This window comes from Gemmatimonadales bacterium (assembly GCA_036265815.1).
Taxonomy (GTDB): Bacteria; Gemmatimonadota; Gemmatimonadetes; order Gemmatimonadales; family GWC2-71-9; genus CAVVWJ01.
The window spans coordinates 1-15830 of the sequence record DATAOI010000110.1; the positions used below are offsets into that span (position 1 = coordinate 1).

Below are 15830 nucleotides of genomic sequence, written 5' to 3' on the forward strand. Positions count from 1 at the left end.
TGTTCGACCGAGGCGTAGAACGCGTCCAGGTCCGCATGAAGGATTGTGGCAGTGTCCATGGCGAGGCGTGTCCGCGGCGGACGTGTGGCGTGGTGGGTGATGATGAGTCTACAAAGAGAACATAAGAGGAAGGGGACTGCCGGCTGTCAAGCGTCGGGCACACTTGGTGCCCTGCTCGGCGTCGGTCTGGGGCTCACAGGCGTGCTCGTGATCGCCGCGCCATCACTCCGCTCGGACGCGCGCGGTCAGGCCGTGGCCTATGTCATGCTGCTGGGCGCGGCCGCTGCCTGGGCCGTTTCCATCGTCGCGGTCCGCGCCCATCGCTTCCAGGCGACGCCGCTCGCGCTTGCTCCCTGGCAGATGCTCGTCGCGGCGACGTTGCTCTGCCCCCTGGCGCTGGTGGTCGAAGGGCCCACGCCCGAGATCGGCACGGCCGGCGTCGCTTCGCTCGCGTACGTGGGCCCGGTCGCTACGGCGTTCGCCTACTGGGCGGTGGTCGAGGTGGGTCGGAGAGTCCGCGCAAGCACGATCTCGATGGCACTGCTGTCGGCGCCCGCCCTCGGCCTGGTGATTTCCACGCTGACCCTGGGCGAGCCGGTGACCGCCTCGCTCCTCGTCGGGATCGTGCTTATCGCTTGGGGCATTCGGATGTCGACGAGGCAAGTCGCCGCACCGATAGGCAAAGCGCCGCATCAGTCGCCCTCAGTGCCTCGAGCGAAGCTCGGGCCCAGAAGAAAAAGCTCCCGCACTCGCGGGGATCCTACATGCTGAGTCTTCGGGAGAAGACCGAGGTGCTGTTCGGCCCGAGCTTCCCTCGGGAGTTCCGTCTCCGTCCCCGATGTGTATCATGCCAAGCTGGGCTTCGCCTATGCCGCGTGGCCGGAGGGCGGACTGTCGATGAGTCTCGGGAGCAGGATCGACGGGGTTCCGGCACATGACATGGCGGAGGACGGAGTTACCCGCCCGCTCCCGCAATCCTAGATTGAAGCAGTCCCCACAGGGTTACTCGGGTCGCGCCTCCAGCCGCAGGGAGCCCGGACGTGGACCTGCTCGAGCGTTTCCAGGCCGCCTTGGCCGATCGCTACCAGATCGAGCGAGAGCTCGGTCGCGGGGGCATGGCCACGGTCTACCTCGCCCGGGATCTCAAGCACGACCGGCATGTCGCGCTGAAGGTGCTGCGGCCCGAGGTCAGCAACGCGCTTGGGGCCGATCGGTTCCTCCGCGAGATCGGAATCGCCGGCCGCCTGCAACACCCCCACATCCTGAGCCTCCACGATTCCGGCGAAGCGGGCGGCACGTTGTACTACGCGATGCCTCTGGTCGAGGGCGAGTCACTCCGGGCTCGATTGGCACGCGAGGTCCAGCTCGATGTCTCCGAGGCGGTGGGGATCGCAAAACAGGTGGCCGACGCCCTCGCCTACGCTCACGCCGCGGGGGTTTTGCACCGCGATATCAAGCCGGAGAACATCCTGCTCTCGGCAGGGCACGCCATAGTGGCGGATTTCGGCATTGCGCGGGCGCTGGACCAGGCGGGATCAGAGCGTCTCACCGAAACCGGCCTGGCGCTAGGCACCCCCAGCTATATGAGCCCGGAGCAGGCTTCCGGCTCCCAGATGCTGGACGCCCGGAGCGACCTCTACGCGCTCGGTTGCGTGCTGTTCGAGATGCTTGCCGGGCAGCCGCCCTTCACCGGGCCGACAGCGCAGTCCGTCATGGCGCGGCACGCGATTGAGCCGGTGCCAAGTCTCCAAACCGTACGGCCCACCATTCCCACAGCGTTGGACCGGGTCATCAGCAAGGCGCTGGCCAAGGTACCGGCGGACCGGTTCGTCTCGATCGATCAGTTCCAGCGAGCGCTGGCCTCAGCGCTGCAGGAGCCCCCGGACTCCGCGCAGCCTTCGAGCTGGCGGAGGCGGGTCGTGGCCGGGTTGGCCGTGGTGGCTGTCGCGGGGGGAATCGCCGCGGGGGTCCGGGCGGGTCTGTCCGCGCCCGGAGCCGGGGCCTCGGTCGGAGAGTCCACGATCCGGTCCCTCGCCGTAGAGTCGTTCGAGAACCTCACCGGCGATTCGGGCCAGGTCTACCTGGCCCGGGGGATTACCGACCAGGTCGAGACCGAGCTGGCCCAGATCGGCTCGCTTCGGGTCATCGGACTCGACGAAGCCCGGGGCGCGGCCGCGATCGAGGTCGCCAGGCGGCTGGACATGCAGGCGGTGCTTTCCGGCGCGCTGCAGCGAGCCGGGGGCGTCGTCCGCATCACCGCTCGACTCAGATCAACCGAGACTGGCCAGGCGATCTGGGCGCGGAGCTTCGACGGAGACCTCGCCACCATTCTCCAGCTTCAGGCAGATGTGGCCCGCGCGGTGGCGGAGCGCATCCGGGTGTCACTCACCCTCCGCGAGCGCTCCAGGATCGCGGGGAGCCGGCCTCAGGTCACGCCGGCGGCGTACGAGGCCTATGTGCGCGGGTTCTACTTTCAGGACAAGGGGACCGAAGCGAGCTTTCAGACCGCCATCGGCCACTACGCGAAAGCCATCGACGCCGATCCGACCTTCGCCGCGGCTTATGCTGGCCTGGCGGAATGCTATGCCAGTCTCGGCTACTTCGGCGCACTGGCTCCCGAAATTGCCTTCCCCCATGCCCGGGCGGCGGCGAGCAAGGCGCTGGCGCTGGACTCCACTCTAGCGAGGGCGCACCGTGCCTCGGCGTATCAACTGTTGTTCGGCGAGTGGAATTTTGCCGAGGCGGATCGTGCGTATGCTCGCGCCGTCGCGCTTGATTCCACCGACGCCTACTCGCACTGGCTGCGCGGCATGTACCTGACGGCGATGAATCGGAGCGGAGAGGCGATCGCCTCGGTCGAGCGGGCCCAGCAGCTGGATCCGTTGTCGCTCATGGTCCAGGCCGCATCCGCGCGTTCGTACTACAACGCCCGGCGGTACCAGGAGGCGATCGACCAGGCTAAGGTCGCCCTGGACTTGGATTCCACGTATGCCCGGGCCCGGTTCTGGATCGGTATGGCACAGGAGCAGCTCGGGAGATCGGACGAGGCGATCCGGGAGCTGAAGGCGACGATCCAGCATGGGGGGCCGACCTCTGCCTACGTCGCCGCCCTCGGCCACGTCTACGCCACCAGCGGCCGAAGGCGAGAGGCGCTCCGCCTCCTACACGATCTCGAGATTCGATCGAAGACACGCTACGTCTCGCCGCTGGATATGGCCACGGTCCGGCTGGGTCTGGGCGACACGGATTCCGCCTTCGCACTGGTGAGCCGCGCTGTGCTCGCCCACGATGGCGGACTGGTGTTTTTCGCGGTCGACCCCCGCTACGAGTCGGTGCGCCAGGATCCTCGGCTCCAGAGGGTGCTCCGACGAATCGGGTTCCCCGACAGCCTGAGCTCTCCCCGGGCGGCGCGACCCACCCCCGAAGCGCCGGCGAAGTAGGAATTTCCCACATCGCGGGGAGCCAGGACGTGGACCTCCTCGAGCGCCTCCAGCACGCCCTGGCCGATCGCTACCGCCTCGAGTGTGAGTTCGGGCGCGGAGGTGCAACTGGACGCGGCGGATTTCGGGATCGCGCACGCCTTGGACGTGGCTGCCGGCGAGCGGCTGACGGAAACTGGCTTGGCGATGGGAACTCCGCAGTACATAAGCCCCGAGAAGGCCACCTAACTCACATCCCCCGCGGACAGACGGCGCCCGGCACGACGAGGTCGTTGCCGGGCTTCATAGCGTCGGTACCCGCTTCTCGGTCGTAGTTTGCCCGCTCCTGCCCGGAGAGACTACGGCAAAACTACGGCGGGCTAGCTGACTGAAGCGACCACGGCCCTGCCTTCAACCATCGCTCAGGAGTGGGGTGGAGGAAGGTAGGAGAGAAAGTAGCCGGTCACCGCAACACCGGGCTGGCGGCTTCAGAACGAGTACTTCGCCCCGAGTTGCAGCCGCCACCGGGTCGCCTCCGTGTCGGTCACGTTGCGATCCACCGGCAAAACCTTGTAGATCCCTCGGCCTCGCGCCTGATCGTAGCCAACCAGCTCAAGCAACTCCACCCCGCCCGCGAGGGCCTGGGGGACGAACTGTCGGACACCCCAGTCGTGGTCGAGGAAATTCAGCGCATTGAAGAGGTCGGCGGTCAGCTCCACCGTGTGCCCGTGAGCAGCCGAAAAGAGCTTTGACACCCGCGTGTTCACCACCGTCGCCCAGTGATCGCGGCAGCTGTTCCGTCGCATGATCTTGCCCCGCTGCGTGCCCAGGCACGTGGTGCTGCGGATGATGCGGTCGAGCCCTGCATACTCGCTCGGATCGGCCAGGGCAATGTCCGTGGAATCGCGGGGAACGTAGACAATGTCATTGGATGCATACCGCCCGGCATCGGCGTCCCCTCTTACCGTAAAGGCGTACGGAGGTCCGGAATACCCCATGTAGAAGAGCGCAAAACGGAATTGGCGCGGGAGATCGAGCGCGACCACAGCCGTGATCTTGTGCGGCACACTGTAAAACGAGGTTGCGACGCGTCGATCTTCGATTGATCCATCCACTGGATTCGCGCTGATATTGAACACGGCCAGATCGGAGACGGGTGAAAGGCGGTCTTTGGCGTCCGTATAGGTGTACGCCAATGCGACCTCGGGCCCGTCACCAAACCGTTTGCGCAGCTGCGCCGTCGCCACGAACGACCGATCCCCGCGGGCGTTCCGCACCTCGATCACCCGTTCGAATGCGGCATCCCGGCGGGTCGGGGTCGCCCGTCCGGTGGCTGCATCGAAGGTTCCATAGAGCACCCGTCCACCTTCTCCGGCCGCCACTCCCACGCGGGTCAGATTGACGTCGGTCACATAGAAATCGTTCACCCCTAGGACGTAGAGCAGGTCGAGGGTTCCCACCACTCCCGATGGCAGTTGGAAGTCCCCGCCGAGGGCGGTGCGCAGATTCCGGGGAAACCGGAACTGCGGATTGAAATAGTTGACGAACACGCTCGCGGATGAGGCCGTGGCGCACGCGGTCGGCTGCTTCGCGGGATCGAGGGTGAATGCAGGCACGTCTGCCCCGGCACATTCCAGGTGCAACTGCTCGAGGCCGGTGAAAGTGTACACCGAATTGAACCAGTGGTAGGCGGGTCGACCCGCGAACAGCCCCACTCCCCCGCGGAGCAGCGCCGTGCCTCGGCCATTCAGGTCGTAGATGAATCCGATACGGGGCGCCCACAGCGGGTGACCACTCGGCGTCAAGGCAGTGTTGACATTGAGTCCCGCGAGAAGCGCAGGGTTCTGGGCTGGGGGCGTCGGGAGGAATGGCACGTCCAGCCGGAGCCCGGCGGTGAGGGTGAGCCGTGAGCTCGGCGTCCAACGGTCCTGCACATAGGCGGCGATCTGATCGACGTCATAGTCGGCGAGATTCCCCTCGGGCCTGAGCGGGCCGGGCAGCGTCCGCACGTAGAGGCTTGCCTGGCCGGCCTCCAGCGAGTCGAGGCTGTCGAATTCCCAATGACCGAGCGGGAGGTCGAAGTCATTTCGATGGACGTGTACCAGTTCACCATGGGTACCGAACGTGAGTTGGTGGGTACTGGCGACCCAGGAAAGGTTGTCCGTCACCTCCCAGATGTCCTGATCCGAGAAAGAGTTTGTGGCTCCGCCACGCTGCCCCGCCACCAAGTGCCCTTCGTCTGCCGCGACGTCCACCTCGGGGAACCCGCTCACCGCCGGCTGCGCCTCCCGGATACCCAACCGGGCCAGGGTGAGCTCGTTCGCAACCCTCCGCCCGGTTGCGTAGGTCCATGTCAGCCGAGTCGCATTGGTTGTCGCGCGCAGTCGAAAGCTGTTGGACGAGAGCTCGTAGCGGCCATAGGGTTCGTGGTTAGCTCCGAAGAAATTGTTGCCATGCCCGTAGTTGTGAGATATCTCGATACGGTTGTTGACGGCGGGCTGCAGCGTGATCTTGGCGAACAGGTTGCCGCTCGGCACCCGATTGGGCGTGGCACCTATGGTGCCCGGCTCGACTCGGTACTCGTCACGCAGCGTCTGCTGAAACCGCAGCGCGCTCGCGTAGCGAATGCCCACGCCGGCCGAATCGCGACCAGCGGTGGTGTCCGTGCCGATAGTCCGCGCGGTCTGAGGTATGACGTCCCGCTGGAGACCGAGGTCGAGAAAGAACGCCGCGCGGTCACGCACGATCGGTCCACCCAGCGTGAGCGCCAACTCCTTGGTGGTGAAGTCCTCCGCTCGGTTGCCCAGCTCGTCTGTACCGGTGAGCCCCTGCCCCTCGAAGTAGCCCGACAGCGACCCTTCCCACCGATTCGAGCCCGACCGCGTGACCGCGTTCACCAGCCCGGCAGCGAAGGTACCGAACCGCACGTCGAATGGGGCGGTGACCACTTGCAGCTCCCGAACCGCCTCCACGGACAGGGTCCGGATCCCAGTCGGGGATCCGGGGGTCTCGACCCCGGTGCCCCCTGCATATCCCGCCAGGTCGTTGTTCGTGGCCCCGTCGATCTGCAGTCCGTTCAGTCGGTCCGGCTGTCCAGCGATCGAGACGCCCCCGTTGGGACTCGGCACCGCCTGAGGCGAGAGATAGATCAGCTTGAAGAAGTCCCGGCCGCGCACCGGCAGCCGGGAGCTCAGCGTGTGGGTGATGATCTGCGCCGGTCCCGCGCCGCCGAACCCGACCAATCGATCGGAGGCAGAGCTCGTGAGCTCCGGCAACGTGACCACCTGGCGGGCGAGATTGAAATCGACCAGCTCGCGCTCTCCGACGGAGAGGACTATGCCGACGACGTGCGCCGGTTCGAACCCAATTGCCCGGACCTCGGCAATGTAAGGGCCGCCGGGCGAGAGATACTCGACGATGTAGCGCCCGCCGCTCTGTGTGACGGTCCACCATCGCTCGCCGTTCGCCGTATTGGTAATCGAGACGGTGGCCTGCTCGATGGTCGCGGAGTCGCCGGCGGTAACCGTGCCATAGATGGCGGACGTGGTGACGGCCTGCGCTCGGGCTGTTCCGACCCACGCTGCCAGGCCCAATCCCACCAGGGCCAAGCCTCTCACGGAGTCACCGCCTCGGCGCCCGCGAAAGCCTCGCGAGCTCCCCGCGCACCAATTCGACCTCCGGCCTCACCTCCGGCTCCGGATCGGGCCGGAGCGCGAGATAGTGCCGGTAGGCTCGAACCGCGCCGGCTGTATCGGCTGAGAGTGCGGCCAGTCTGCCCTCCTCGCGCAGGAACGTCGACTGGTGCCAGGAGGGCCAGAAGCCGTAGACCCCGGAGTGTCGGCGTACCGCGCGCAGGGCGAGAGGCAAGTCGCCCTGCAGCTCGGCGAGGTGCGCCACGACGAGATTCGCGCCGAGCGCCGGCAGGAAAAGGTCGAAACGCCGACTGGCCGCATCGGCCACCTCGAGCTTGCGATGTGCGTCGGGCAGACCCAGTGCCGTCGCGCGGCCGGCATCGAGCAACGCGGCGCAGAGTTTCCTGAAGCCTTCGGCCTTGACGGAGTCGGCTCCATGGACGCCTCGGACCCGGGCCTCGATCAAATCCCTGACGGCCGCGACCGCGTAGGCGTAATCGCCTCGCGCGGCCCACCACGTGGCCACGGCGCAGCGAGCTTCAAGTTGAGTGCGTGCCGGATCGCCCGCGATGGAACCGCCACGGGTGACCGATGCCAGCCGGCGTGCCGCCGGAGCCGCAGGCATCGTATCAGCTCCCCAGTGCAACGCGAGAAAGATGGTTCCGGCGTCGCCTCCTTCACCCAGGTGGTTCCACCCCACCTCCCCGGGTGCGGGGACCCCGGAATTCTCGTTGATCTCCGACAGATACCGTGCGGATTCTCGGGGTCGACCGCCATCCAGCGCCACCATCGCCCTCAAGAAGGAGCCGCCAGCCGCACCGCCGCCGGCTTCCCAGTGTTGGATGTCGAGGTTCATCGAGCGCTTATAGTCCTGCGCCGCTACGCCCGAGAACTCGATGAACTGAAAGATCTGGCCGAACGCCTCAGGGTTGACCGACTGCGAATCTGCCCAGAACGAGTGCTCCGCCGAGGCGCCGAGGGCCACCGCCCGATGCCAGCGCAGATACCACCCTTGTTTCGAGGTCGAATCGGCGGCCACACCTGGCGCGAGCAGCCGAAGAACCGCGGCGGAATCGTGGCGCACCTGCGCGATCTCCACCATGTGTTTCAGCGCCTCGGCGACGGTCGGGGCTCGGTCGGCCGCCAACCCATCCTCAGCCGCGGCAGAGTCGATCGCCCACCCGCGCTGAAACGATTCGGCCGCAAGCTGGAAGGGGTTGGCGAGCCCCGCCGATAATCCCAGGTGATAGTATGCGTCTCCAAGTTCGTACCATGGCTCAGGCCGGTCGGGATACGTCACCGAGACCCCCCGCCATTGATCGATCCGTTCAGGGCCGGTCACGAACGGAGCGGTCCAGATGTCGAGTAGCGCGCGGTCGGCTGGGTCGAGCCGCTCGCGTCCGGCCAGCGCCAGGCGCTTGGCCCGTTCCGCAGCCCGACCATCGCCAGTCCAGACTGATACGTGCACCAGCTCAAGCGCCGCCAGCGCGAAGGTCGAATCGAGCACCGTCGCCTGCTGCAACCGGCTCGCGGCGATATCCAGGCGTCCAGTCCTGAAGGCCTTCCGGCCAGCCAGAAAAGCGCGGAGAGCCGGCAGAGAGGCAGTCGGTGACCTCGACATCCGGGCGGAGTCCCGCCCCGCGCCGAGCGCCAGCAGCCGCACGGCAAGGCGATCAAGCAGGGCCGGCAGGCTGTCGGAGGGACCTTCGACGCTCGCGTGGGCCAGCTCCCGGGGCGTCCCTGTCGTCATCAATGAGGCGGTCATGATGAGGTGCGCTGGCGTGCCCACGATGCTTCCGTCGACGAGATGGCCCGCACCGACGCGGCGCGCGACGTCGCGCGCGGCCGCCGGCGTGAGCGCCTGTCCGCTCGTTTCAGCAATCCGCTGCCACGCACGCTGCACAGACCTCGAGTCGACGGCACGCAGGCCTCCCTCGCCCGGCAACTTGGCCGCCAGCAAGTCGGCCGCCCCCTGTCGTAACCACGTCAGGTTGGTTCTCGAGCCCTCCAGCCGAAAGGGGAGGATCGCGACGAGCTCCGGGTCGAGTCGCAACGGCGCCGCGCTTCCATGCCTCGCCAGGGTCACGGCGGCAGTCAGACCTACCGACACGGCGAGGCCCGTGACGATCCACCTGAGGCGACGGCTCCGGGCGTGCTCCGGTGGCGGGCTGGCCGCAGCAAAGTCGATCGCCTGAACAAGTTCCCCCGCTGTGGCGAACCGATCTTCAGGGGCCTTCTGGAGCGCACGCGTGATTGCCTGCTCCAGCGGAAGTGGGACGTCGGCTCGTACCGCACGGAGCGAGGGCACGGGATCTGCCGCATGCTGCTCCAGGATGGCCTGCGCCGTCGGGCCGTTGAACGGTGGCGCGCCGGACAGCATTTCGAAGAGCATGCACCCCAGCGCGTAGACGTCGGTGCGGCCGTCGATCGCGGCTGTGCGGGTGGCCTGCTCGGGACTCATGTAGGCCGGCGTGCCGAGCGCAGGAATCGTCTCGGGGACTCGGCAGCCATTGCCGGCGCTCGCTTCGATGGCCCGGGCAATGCCAAAGTCAGCGACGATCGCCTGCCCATCCTGAAGCAGGATGTTTTCGGGCTTGATATCGCGGTGTACCACGTGATGCCGATGGGCATAGTCCAGCGCGCCCGCTATCTCATGGAGCACTCGCTGCGCGCTCGCGAGCGTAAGCCGTCCCTCGCGAGACAGCCGCTGGCGCAGCGACTCGCCGTCGACATGCGGCATCACATAGTACAGGCGGCCGTCGACTTCGCCCGAGTCGTGTAGCGGAAGGATGTGGGGATGGTGCAGCTTGGCGACGAGGTCGATCTCCCGGAGAAACCACTCCCGGCCAATGGCGGCCCCAACCTCCGAGTCGAAGACCTTGACGGCCACCGTCCGATGGTGCTTGTGGTCCTCGGCCAGGTAGACCGTGGCCATCCCGCCCCGGCCCAGGAGACCGACGACCTCGTAGACGCCAAAGCGAGTCCCCCTCGCTAGCGCCTGAGACTCCTGACGTGCGACCCACGAGACCAGCGGCGCTACGTCTGCAGCGACAGGCTGCTCGAGGAAGTGTTCGGCGTGTTCGGTTGCGGTGAGGAGGCGCTCGACTTCGGCGCGCAGTGCGGCATCGCCGGAGCAGGCCCTTTCGAAGAGCTCGGGACGATCCGTCGGATCGAGGTCGAGTGCCAGATCCACAACCCGGACCACCTCGTCCCACCGCGCCAGCATTGCGGCGTTCATGGTCGATAGCCGTTCGTGGACCCGTGGCTCATTGGTTCATTTCGAGGTAGAGCCAGCCCCGCGCCTTGGCCCAGTCGCGTTGGACCGTCCGGCGAGTCACTCCGAGCGCGTCAGCCGTCTCCTGCTCCGTGAGGCCACCGAAGTAGCGGCACTCCACCACTTGACTGAGCCGCCGATCCAGGGCCGCAAGCCGTTCGAGCGCCTCGTCCAGCGCCAGGAGCAGCTCACCGCGCTCCGCGGCTGGCACGTCGGCGTCCAGCGTGAAACGGATGCTCCCGCCCCCACGACGGGCGGCCCGGTTCCGGCGCGCGTAGTCGACCAGAATGCGTCGCATGGCCAGCGAGGCCAGCACGAGGAAATGGCCGCGATCGCGCCATTCGGCACGGGTCTGGTCGATCAGTCGGAAATACGTCTCGTGGACCAGGCCCGTGGTGCCGAGGGTGTGTCCTGGCCGCTCGCGCCGGAGTTGGGCGTGCGCGAGGCGCCGGAGATCCTCGTACACCATGGGAAAGAGCCGATCCATGGCCTGAGGGTCGCCGCCGCGCATTTGAAGGAGGAGGTCGGTGACCTCCCGGGTGTCGCCGGCCAAGGGCGGCGCGGGCTGATCCATGTCGGAGGGGTCCTGAGGAGGTTGGGGGAGCCCGCCAGCCAGGCCGGTGCCCTACCGGAAGATGCAGGCCGGAGAGGCGGGTCGCAACGGCTGTCCAGGGGGCCAATGTCGCTTCTCGCCGGAAAAGACCGCGTGTTCCGGTACAAGCAGCTCCGCACCCACTCCTACTGGAGATCCTGACCATGCGAGCCCTGGCATTGATCGGAACGGCGATCCTAGCGAGCGCCTTCGGCACCGGCTGCAGCCCGGAGTCCGGTCCCACTGCGGAGAACGGGTCCACTCTCGAGGCTGTTACGAGCAAGACGGCGCAACATTTCTCATCCAACACGCCGCTGGACGAGATCTTCTTCGATAGCCCTTGCAATGGTGAAGACATTCACATGACGGGGACACTGTCCGCCGAGGACACCTTCTACGGCACCACTGACTACTTCCTGCACCATGAACTTCAGGTCGTGGTCTCTGAAACGGGCACTGGTCTGACCACCGGCGCCACGTACAGTTCGCACGACGTCAATCACGAAAGCTTCAACTCGCCAACTCTTGAGGCGCCCAACCTAACCTTCACCTACGGCGAGACGTACTACTTCATCAGCCCGACCCCGGGGCTGTCTTTCAGAGGGCAGTTCGCCTTCCACTTCGTGGCCCTCCCGAGCGGCGAGTTCAAGGTGACCAGAGATGTGGGCTCGCTGGAATGCGGGCTTTGACGCTTGGAACGCGCCGCCTGACAGGGTCACGTCAATGTGGATACCGCCGTGGTCTTCCCGAAGCCTGGGGACTGTCTCGCTCCCGCCGCGAAGTGACGCAGAGCGTGGTCAAAGAGCAGGCGTATGGGCCAAAGCAGGGCATCGCCACCCAGAAAATGGAGGGCATCAACATGCGAACACTGTTACTGAAGGCAGCCGCAGCGGGACTGCCCCTATCACTGCTTCTCCTCGGCGCCGCCGGCGCTGCACCGTCCGAGGATCGAGTCCTTGTGTCAGGATCCGCGGCGCTCACTTACACCCACCACCAGTCCGTCGACGTCGCTGATGGTCCAGGTCATATACTCATGGTCGGGGAGGCCACAGGCACGAATGTCACTACCGGCCCTTCCGACTACATGGCAGCGGGAACGTCACCCACCAGGGCTACTTCACCGTCTCCAGCAAGGCCGGAAGCACGACGACCCAGTGGCATGGGAAGGTGAGCACCACTGTCGGGCCCGACAAGACGCCGAGAACGACCTTCGCCGGTACGTGGACCCTGGTTAGCGGATCCGGGAAGTACCAGGGCATACACGGCGATGGCACCTATCGGGGTCACTTCAGCTCGCCGACCGAATACACGGTGGAGTGGAAGGGTGAGTCCACGAAGTAGTGACACACCTGACTCGGAGAATCCAACGATGCCTCGCTGAGATGGACAATAGCGGGGATGGTGGCGACCGCCCTCGTGACCGGCTGCGGCAGCCAGCCTGGCCCGACGGCTGACTCCCCCGAAATGCCTGCTTTTGTCCGTAGAGACGGTAGCAGAATTGCCAACATTGGCCCACCTTGGCGGCTGGTCATTGGTCGATAACCGCCATATTCCCTGCCTCGTGGCGTTCGCCAGCGGCCGGCGTGAGGTTGTTCAGCCGTTCGACCTGCTGGGGGCTCAGCTCGATGCGGTCGGCGGCCGTGTTCTCCTCGACGCGGGCGACCCGCTTGGTGCCGGGAATCGGGGCGATGTCGTCGCCCTGCGCGAGCAGCCAGGCCAGAGCGATCTGGGCCGGTGTCGCACTCAATTCGGCGGCAACGGCCTCAACTTCGTCCACGATGCGCAGGTTGCGCTGGAAGTTCTCGCCGGTGAAGCGCGGGTTGGTCTTGCGCCAATCGTCGTCGGAGAGCTGCTCGGGCGAGCGAATCTCGCCGGTGAGAAAGCCGTGGCCGAGTGGCGAGTATGGCACGAAGCCGATGCCCAGCTCGCGGAGCAGCGGCAGCAGTTCGGCCTCGGGGTCACGGGTCCATAGGGAGTACTCGGTCTGCAACGCAGCGACCGGATGTACGGTGTGAGCGCGTCGGATGGTAGCGGGACCCGCCTCGGAAAGGCCGATGTGTCGGACCTTGCCCTCGGCAACCAGCTGGGCAAGAGCCCCAACGCTGTCCTCAATGGGCGTATTCGGGTCCACCCGGTGCTGATAGTACAGGTCGATGTGGTCGGTGCCGAGCCGCTTCAGGGAGCCCTCGACCGCGACGCGGATGTTCGCTGGGCTGCTGTCCAGGACGCCCTGCCCTGCGCCGCCGTGTGAGATGATCCCGAACTTCGTCGCCAATACCACCTGGTCGCGGCGACCCCTGATCGCCCGGCCGACAAGCGCCTCGTTGTGGTATGGGCCGTAGATTTCGGCGGTGTCGAGGTGAGTGACACCCAGGTCCAGCGCCTTGTGGATGGTTCGAATCGACTCTGTCTCGCTGCCCTCCCCGATGTTGTAGTAGCCGGACATTGACATGGCACCAAGTCCTATCCGGGATACGTCGAGGCCGCCAATCGAGATGTGTTTCATGCAGGTGTGACTCCGTTTTCTAAGCTGGTTCCCGGCAGGGCGTGCCGCGCGGGCGGGATTGTCTTCGACTGGGAGAATCCGTAGGACGCGACAAGGGACCGCCGGGCAGTTGCCTCAGAACTTGACCCGCCTGGCTGAATAAGTAGCCCCCTCATTATTCGGGGAGCGGTACCAGCACACCCACCGCATCGAGGAGGGCGTCCGCCATAAGCGGTTTCGGGAGGTAGGGGCCCCAGGGCTCCGCGGTCGTGCCAAAGTACGCCCATCGCCAGGGTGTGATCCACAGAGACATCAAGCCGGAGAACCTCCTCCTCTACCAGGGTGAGCCGATGGTTGCCGACTTCGGCATAGCGCGGGCCGCGGCAAGCGCGCGTCGGGAGCGTCTCACCGAGACGGGGCTCTCGCTCGGCACCCCGACCTACATGAGTCCCGAACAAGCAAGCGCTTCCGGCAAACTGGAATCGCGCAGCGACCAATACAGCCTGGCCTGGAGATGCTGGCGGGCGAGCCACCGTACAGCGGACCCACCGCGCAGGCGATCATCGCCAAGCGCTTCAGCGAACCAGTGCCGCACCTGAGCACAGTGCGGATGGTATCAGCCGCGGTGCAGGCTGCGGTGACCCGGGCGCTGGCGAAGGCACCGGCGGACCGGTACGGAAGCGTTGCCGAGTCTGCGCAGGCGCTCGAGCGGCCCGCGTCCCCCAAGCGATGGTACGCCACGCGCCGAATGGCCGCCCTCGTAGGCGGCATGACAGTGCTCGGGTGCGAGTCCAAACCTTCGGCGCGGTGAGCGTCCCGAATGGCCGCCACTCGACGCGAGAGGATTGTCGCTTTCACTCCGTCCCTCGCCTGGGAGCGGTCGGACATTACTTCTAGCCCACCCAGGATTCGCTGGCGGGCAGAGTTCGACAAGAAGGGTCGGGAGCGACTTGTCCCGATGCCCGAGAGCCTAGTCCAGGAGCTACGGCAACAGCTAAGTCGTTGCCGGGCTTCATTGCCCTCCTGGGCTTGAACCAGGACTCTCCTGATCCAGAGTCCTTCCGCCCAGGCAGACATTTCCGACAACTTGTTGGGATTCGGCCACTTTCCGAGCATCGGTGCCCGCTTTCCAGCCGTAGTTTGCCCGCTTGTGCCCGGAGAAACTACGGCAAAACTACGGCGCTGCCGCCCTTCGGTAGCGCCCCTGCTTCGCCCCGAACACGACCTAGGTGGTCAAGCGGATCTCTAGGGAGAAGGATCACCTGCCGGCCAAGCCCAGGTTGACGGGTCAGGTGGCCGGCTGCATATCCCTAGGACTCCCTACTCATGCCCTCCAGAGAGGGATCATGCGAAGCCGTTGCCGAACCCGGACGTTGCTCTGGCTGGGAATCGGGCTCTGGCACGCAGGTGCCCTCGAAGCCCAGGGTGTCACCAGCGCCGCCGTGCAAGGTACCATCGTCGCGGCCGACAGCGTTCCGGTTCCGGACGCCACCGTGCTGGCCACCAACACCTCGAACGGCGAGCGCTGGCAGACAGTCACCCAGGCGAATGGTCGCTTCTTCCTCGAGCATGTCTCAGTGGGGGGGCCGTACCGGATCGACGTTCGGGCTGTCGGCTTCGAGCCGGCGCAGGCCACCGGCGTTTTCCTGTCGCTGGGAGAGCGGTTCACGGCCGATTTCAGACTCCACTCGGCCGCGTACCAGCTGGAGCAGGTCACCGCGCACGCGACTGTAGACCCCCTCATCAATGCAGCGCGCACCGGCCCCTCCCAGATCCTCTCCGACTCCACCATCGCCCGCCTTCCGGCGCACCGCGACTTCACCGAGCTCGCACGACTGGCGCCGCAGGTCAATCTCGGGGTCTTCGCGCTGTCGTTCGCCGGCCAACCCGACCGGTTGAACGGGCTGCAGGTCGATGGCACCACGAACAACGACCTGTTCAATACCAACGAGACCGGCAACGGGACGATCGGTGGTTTCGGCGACCTGACCGCGCTCAACCTCGAAGCCATCGAGGATCTGCAAGTCCTCACCGCACCCTTCGACGTCCGCTACGGAAACTTCACTGGTGGGCTGGTCAACGCGGTGACGAAATCGGGATCGAACCGGCTCGAGGGGACGGTGTACGGGTATGCCGAGAACCAGAGCCTTACCGGCGGCGATGCCGCGGGACATCGCGCGGCCGACTTCACCCGCACCGAGCTCGGTCTCACGCTCGGCGGGCCCATCGTACGGGACCGCCTGGCGTTCTTCATCAACGCGGGCGTCCGGCGTCAGGACAACCCTCTACCCTTTCCTGCACCGAGTCCCGACTCGACCGGCGGCGCGGACTCGGTCGGCGTGGGGATCCGCTACGCCACCGCGGTGAGGTTCCGGGATATCCTGCGGAATACCTACGGCGTCGACGCCGGCACCTTCACGAGCATTCC

Annotated in this window: 9 protein-coding genes; 5 read left to right on the plus strand and 4 right to left on the minus strand. The window is 66.2% G+C overall.

Going from position 1 to position 15830, the window contains the following annotated elements; genetic code table 11:
* Positions 1 to 207 precede the first annotated feature (207 nt).
* Positions 208 to 771, plus strand: coding sequence for a DMT family transporter (locus tag VHR41_20285; protein HEX3236542.1), 564 nt, complete (start codon positions 208 to 210; stop codon positions 769 to 771).
* 269 nt (positions 772 to 1040) lie between these two features.
* Positions 1041 to 3440 (plus strand): protein kinase, encoded by a 2400-nt coding sequence (locus VHR41_20290; GenBank protein HEX3236543.1) that lies wholly within the window; start codon positions 1041 to 1043, stop codon positions 3438 to 3440.
* 467 nt (positions 3441 to 3907) lie between these two features.
* Here VHR41_20290 and VHR41_20295 read toward each other — a convergent pair whose 3' ends face one another.
* From VHR41_20295 to VHR41_20305, 3 genes are read right to left on the minus strand one after another with little or no spacing between them, the layout of a single operon-like run.
* The gene (locus VHR41_20295; GenBank protein HEX3236544.1) at positions 3908 to 7036 is read right to left on the minus strand and encodes a TonB-dependent receptor; all 3129 of its coding nucleotides are present in this window, start codon (positions 7034 to 7036) and stop codon (positions 3908 to 3910) included.
* A 4-nt stretch (positions 7037 to 7040) separates the two neighbouring features.
* Entirely contained in the window at positions 7041 to 10289 is a 3249-nt protein-coding gene (locus tag VHR41_20300) for a protein kinase (GenBank protein ID HEX3236545.1), read from the minus strand.
* 28 nt (positions 10290 to 10317) lie between these two features.
* Entirely contained in the window at positions 10318 to 10899 is a 582-nt protein-coding gene (locus VHR41_20305; protein HEX3236546.1) for an ECF-type sigma factor, read from the minus strand.
* Between the two features lie 182 nt (positions 10900 to 11081).
* Between VHR41_20305 and VHR41_20310 the strand changes: the two genes are divergently transcribed.
* A complete protein-coding gene (locus VHR41_20310) occupies positions 11082 to 11606 on the plus strand; it encodes a hypothetical protein (protein ID HEX3236547.1) in 525 nt (174 codons plus the stop codon).
* Between the two features lie 839 nt (positions 11607 to 12445).
* Here the strand turns inward: VHR41_20310 and VHR41_20315 are convergent.
* Complete coding sequence (locus tag VHR41_20315; GenBank protein ID HEX3236548.1) at positions 12446 to 13423, minus strand: aldo/keto reductase; 978 nt, start codon at positions 13421 to 13423, stop codon at positions 12446 to 12448.
* 493 nt (positions 13424 to 13916) lie between these two features.
* On the opposite strand from VHR41_20315, the gene VHR41_20320 reads away from it, so the two are divergent.
* Together VHR41_20320 and VHR41_20325 are read left to right on the plus strand one after the other, a co-directional pair.
* Positions 13917 to 14213, plus strand: coding sequence for a hypothetical protein (locus VHR41_20320; GenBank protein ID HEX3236549.1), 297 nt, complete (start codon positions 13917 to 13919; stop codon positions 14211 to 14213).
* A 535-nt stretch (positions 14214 to 14748) separates the two neighbouring features.
* On the plus strand, positions 14749 to 15830 hold a 1082-nt coding region (locus VHR41_20325), incomplete at its 3' end, for a carboxypeptidase regulatory-like domain-containing protein (protein HEX3236550.1).

What these genes read in the sequence shown, in the direction of transcription:
- VHR41_20310 (HEX3236547.1), top strand. Translation starts at nt 11,082, where the DNA reads ATGCGAGCCCTGGCATTGATCGGAACGGCGATCCTAGCGAGCGCCTTC.
- VHR41_20300 (HEX3236545.1), bottom strand. Translation starts at nt 10,289, where the DNA reads ATGAACGCCGCAATGCTGGCGCGGTGGGACGAGGTGGTCCGGGTTGTG.
- VHR41_20315 (HEX3236548.1), bottom strand. Translation starts at nt 13,423, where the DNA reads ATGAAACACATCTCGATTGGCGGCCTCGACGTATCCCGGATAGGACTT.
- VHR41_20320 (HEX3236549.1), top strand. Translation starts at nt 13,917, where the DNA reads ATGCTGGCGGGCGAGCCACCGTACAGCGGACCCACCGCGCAGGCGATC.
- VHR41_20305 (HEX3236546.1), bottom strand. Translation starts at nt 10,899, where the DNA reads ATGGATCAGCCCGCGCCGCCCTTGGCCGGCGACACCCGGGAGGTCACC.